This window comes from Synechococcus sp. R55.8 (assembly GCF_047461895.1).
Lineage (GTDB): Bacteria > Cyanobacteriota > Cyanobacteriia > Thermostichales > Thermostichaceae > Thermostichus.
The window spans coordinates 1-4,428 of record NZ_JANSIB010000121.1; the positions used below are offsets into that span (position 1 = coordinate 1).

4 protein-coding genes are annotated in these 4,428 nt (G+C 58.0%); 1 reads left to right on the top strand and 3 read right to left on the bottom strand.

Features of this window, described 5'->3' with window-relative positions:
- Positions 1 to 30 precede the first annotated feature (30 nt).
- Positions 31 to 1,326 carry a type III glutamate--ammonia ligase gene (glnT, locus tag NW829_RS11050; protein WP_414417088.1) on the top strand — a complete coding sequence of 432 codons (1,296 nt, stop codon included), beginning with the start codon at positions 31 to 33 and terminating at the stop codon, positions 1,324 to 1,326.
- 63 nt (positions 1,327 to 1,389) lie between these two features.
- On the opposite strand, the gene NW829_RS11055 is transcribed toward glnT, so the two are convergent.
- The 3 genes from NW829_RS11055 to NW829_RS11065 all read right to left on the bottom strand — a co-directional run bounded on the left by NW829_RS11055 (position 1,390) and on the right by NW829_RS11065 (position 4,180).
- Complete coding sequence (locus NW829_RS11055; RefSeq protein WP_414417089.1) at positions 1,390 to 2,256, bottom strand: shikimate dehydrogenase; 867 nt, start codon at positions 2,254 to 2,256, stop codon at positions 1,390 to 1,392.
- Between the two features lie 62 nt (positions 2,257 to 2,318).
- Entirely contained in the window at positions 2,319 to 2,822 is a 504-nt protein-coding gene (locus tag NW829_RS11060) for a hypothetical protein (protein ID WP_414331133.1), read from the bottom strand.
- A 47-nt stretch (positions 2,823 to 2,869) separates the two neighbouring features.
- On the bottom strand, positions 2,870 to 4,180 hold the full coding sequence (locus NW829_RS11065) for a response regulator (RefSeq protein ID WP_414331135.1): 1,311 nt from the start codon (positions 4,178 to 4,180) through the stop codon (positions 2,870 to 2,872).
- Positions 4,181 to 4,428: the final 248 nt, after the last annotated feature.

Below are 4,428 nucleotides of genomic sequence, written 5' to 3' on the forward strand. Positions count from 1 at the left end.
CACTGACCCTACGGGTACAGTGCGGGGCTCCTGCGATTTCTAGCTGAAATTGCCCGCGCCCAAGGGATCAACTACTTTCTGCTCTCTTTTACCGACCTGCTTGGGATCCAACGGGCCAAGCTGGTGCCTGCCTCAGTTATCGACTTCATGGCAGAGGGTCAGGCTGGATTTGCCGGGTTTGCCGCCTGGTTGGACTTGACGCCTGCAGACCCCGATGTGTTTGCCCAGCCGGAGCGCGAGCGCTTGTTTCAACTGCCCTGGCAGCCGGAAGTGGCCTGGATGCCTGCCGATCTAGTCCAGGTCAACGGGGATCCCTTGCCACAAACCCCCCGCTGGGTATTGAAGAAGGTGTTGTCCCAAGCAGAAGCCATGGGCTTTCAAGTCAAGACGGGGATCGAATGCGAGTTCATGCTTCTGTCGCCAGAAGAGTGGGCCATTTCCGATGAGCGCGACCAGCAGGCCAAGCCCTGCTATGACCAGCAAAGTTTGATGCGGCGTTTTTCGGTGATCCGGGACATCTGCGATGGCATGCAGAAGCTGGGCTGGGATCCCTATCAAAACGATCACGAAGATGCCAACGGCCAATTTGAAATGAACTGGCGGTTTGACGATGCCCTAGTTACGGCTGATCGCCACGCCTTTTTCAAATACATGGTGAAAAGCATTGCCGAAAAGCATGGCTACCGGGCCACCTTTATGCCCAAACCCTTTGCTCATCTGACAGGCAACGGCTGCCACACCCATATTTCTCTTTGGCAGGGCGAACAAAACCTGTTTGCCGATCCTCAAGGGGAATTGGGGCTTTCTCAACTGGCCTATCACTTCATCGGCGGGGTGCTACACCATGCACCTGCTTTGTGTGCCCTCACCAACCCGACGGTCAATTCTTATCGCCGCCTCAATGCCCCCGTCACGCTCTCTGGGGCCACCTGGTCTCCCAACACAATCAGCTACAGCGGCAATAATCGCACCCACGCCATTCGGATCCCGGATGCCGGGCGGTTTGAACTGCGTTTGGCCGATGCTGCTGCCAATCCCTACCTTTTGGCTGCCGGTCTCATTGCCGCCGGTCTAGACGGGATCCAACACCAACGGGATCCTGGCCCCCGCTGTGACAACAACGCCTACACCGATCCCCTCCCCAATGCCCCAACGTTGCCCGGCTCTTTGGTCGAAGCCCTCAACCACTTAGACCAAAACACCCTGTTCCGCAGCAGGCTTGGGGATCCCTTTGTGAATGCCTACCTCAAGCTCAAACGCCAACAATGGCAGGAATACAACCGTCAGATCACGCCCTGGGAGCGGGAAACAACCTTGGATTGCTAGCCCGGTAGTTGTTGTTATCTCATTACACCTTGAGAGAGGGCTTCCAACTGGCCTGGAGTGACCCTAAACCTGGGCCAACTGGTGTTGAGCTGCCTGCCGCATCACCTCTACTGGCACAGGCTTGCCTCCCAGCCAAAGCGACAGGGCCTTGGCCCCCTGGTGAACCAGCATCTCTAGTCCACTGATGGGGGTATGTCCCAACTCGGCGGCCATCCGCAGCAGAGGAGTGGGATCCGGCACATAGATCAGGTCGTAGACGATGGCACCTGGAGACAGCAGGCCCAGTTGCTCTCGGCTCAGGGGAGAGAGCCCTTGACCGGCGGGGGATCCCGGCTTGTGCATGCCCACGGGGGTGGTGTTGACCAAAAGCCGCGTCTGAGGTAGATAGCAATCCAACTCCGCCCAGTTCACCGTCTCCACCTGCGGCCAAGTCTGTCGCAAGGCCAGCAATGGGTTGGGGGATCGCCCCGCCACCCGCACCGGCCCCAGCCCCAACTCCAAACAGCCTTGGATGGCCGCCCGCGCTGCCCCCCCGGATCCCAGAATGAGAGTAGGGATCCCTTTTTCCAGACCCAGCAAAGGCTGCACAAAGCCATCGATATCGGTATTGGTGCCCGCCCACCCGCCCTCTGGCAAGGGGTAAACCGTATTCACCGCCCCCACCGCTGCTGCCCGCGATTCAATCTGATCGAGCAAAGGGAGAATGGCCTGTTTGTGAGGAATCGTCACATTAAACCCCCGCACCCCAATGGCCGCCAGCCCTGCCACCGCCGCCGCCAAGTGTTTTGGAGCCACCGGAAACGGCACATAGCAGTAGTTTTCCCCCATAGCCGCCAAAGCAGCGTTGTGCATGGCTGGGGATAAGCTGTGGGCCACCGGATCCCCGATTAGACCGAGCAATTGGGTGCTTCCCGAAATCCGACCGTCCACCGGCTCAGCCAACTCCTCAGGGGATCCCTTAAGCCACTCAAGATTTAAAGACGATTTAAAAACTACTGAGACTCCGACTCAACCCGCTGCAGAGTCTGGCGGTAGCGATGGCGCCAGCCGGCCAACGATTCTTCCGAAATGTGGTCGATCAAGGTGCTCATCTCCGCCAGGATCTGGTAAACGCGGTCAAAGCTTTTTCGGGTTCGCTCTTCCTGCTCCGGTTGATGGATCTGCACCATGTACAAGCTCATCTTGATGGTTTGCAGGCGGTTTTTGCCCAAATCTTCCAGCATTTCCCGAATTTGCCCGATTGCCTCCTGCCTTACCCATCTTTGTCGCCGTCGCAACAGCCAAAAGAGGATCCCGTGGACGACCCCTACCAAAGTGGCGCTGACCGCCGTTGCCGTTTCTAGCGAAAAAGCGCTGCGGCTGGCCACAAAACCACTTAGCAGAATCACCCCTATTCCTACCGCCGTCAAGATGAGCTCAATGTTGTTTAGGAACCATCTTCCTGCCGGTCTCCAGATCCCAGATCCGGCCACTTGACCCTGAAGAATGCCCATCATAGCCTTTTGCACCTCCCTTCCGTCTCTCCCGTTCGCTCAGCCCATCACTACCTGCTCAGCCGCCCCAAGGCCAGGCGCGGTCTTCTACGGCTCAGTTGACGCTTCAGACAAAGCTGCCGGAGTTTTCGCCGCCGCAAGCGCAAGGGTCTGCGGGCCAGGGATCCCGCTGTGGTTGACTCCGGTGCAGGAGCCTGCATCTTTCGACTCAGCTCTTGATGGTGTTGGCGGAGATCCTCAATCTGCCTGAGGCGAGTCTCCAGCTCTCGGCGCAGTTCGGCGTTTTCTTTTTCCAGACGCTGCAGGCGTTTCAGCAGCTCTGAGGACTCCGTTCCGCTGACGCGGTCGGAAACTGGGATGGGATGGGGAGCAGTCACCACCGAGCTGTGCACATTCCTGCTATCTCGCATAGCCTGGGCAGCCCGACGCAACAGAGCCACCCCCTTGGGATCATCGCTGTCCATGAGGCTGGCCGCTCCAAACTGGAGCTGCACCGGCAGCGCCCGCCCATTCACCACAAAGGGATCCTGAATCATTCGCTGGCAGCAGCGTTCGGCAGCAATTTGCGCAGCAGCCAAGGTGCTCCCCGGCAGCAGAATGATAAACTGCCCCTCGTCGTAGCAAAACAGGTCGTCTCCATCGCGCAGGTTATTGGCCAAACGCTCCCTAAACAGTTTGAGCAGATCAGCCCGACCGTCAGCATCCAGCCCTTGTGCCAGAGAACCGAGGTTGGCCAAGCGCAGCACAAACAAGCTGAGGGGTTCCGATTGGGCACGGGCCTGGGCCACCCGCAGCGGCAAACGAGCCACCAAATCCTGACGGTTACCCACCTCCAAACCAATCGACTTGGGGGGAGAGGGAGGAGATTTTTGCCCGGTTTTGAGCAGATATTGCTGGCGGCGACTTTCTACAATGCGCAGCCCTGCCCGCACCCGCGTCAGCAGCTCTGCAGCCTGAAAGGGTTTGGAAAGAAACTCATCGGCGCCTGCCTCCAAAGCCCGCTCCATGCTATCGTTGCCCTCGCGGGCAGTCATGATGATGTAGTACACCCAAGCATATTCCGGCAGTTGCCGCAGTTGACGGCACAGGTCTAGGCCGTTCAGGGAGGGCATGACCCAATCGGCAATGATCAGATCTGGGGGTTGGCGGCGAATTTGCTCCAGCGCGGAGAGGCCATCCAAAGCATAAGAAATACTGCAGCCCTGCTTGCCCAAAAAGTTGGACAGCATCTCTGCCACCATGTAGCTATCATCCACAATCAGTACACGGGCTTGCAGACTGCCGTCTTGACTTCTGCCAGAGACGAGTTTCGCCTTCTCAGGCGCAGGAGCTGCACTAGCGCTCTCCGGTCTGGGATCCATAGATAAACCGAGGCAGGGTGGCGCGGGAAAGCAAACTACCCGCAACTTTCCATCGCTATTCTAATGAATGTGGTATCTCCATCGTTATTCTGATGCGGTAGCGAACAGCAGCCGCTTCCACTTTGCCGAGTTGGTTAGATGGATTGAATCACTCTTGAATCACTGAGACTTCGCTCGTCCAGAGCCGCTGTCTGTTGCTGCCCAAGGCTTGCTCTGACCAGAAGCCCTTTGGCGGGAGAGCTGAAATC

Coding starts and splice junctions, on each gene's coding strand:
- NW829_RS11060 (WP_414331133.1), bottom strand. CDS start 2,822: ATGATGGGCATTCTTCAGGGTCAAGTGGCCGGATCTGGGATCTGGAGA.
- NW829_RS11065 (WP_414331135.1), bottom strand. CDS start 4,180: ATGGATCCCAGACCGGAGAGCGCTAGTGCAGCTCCTGCGCCTGAGAAG.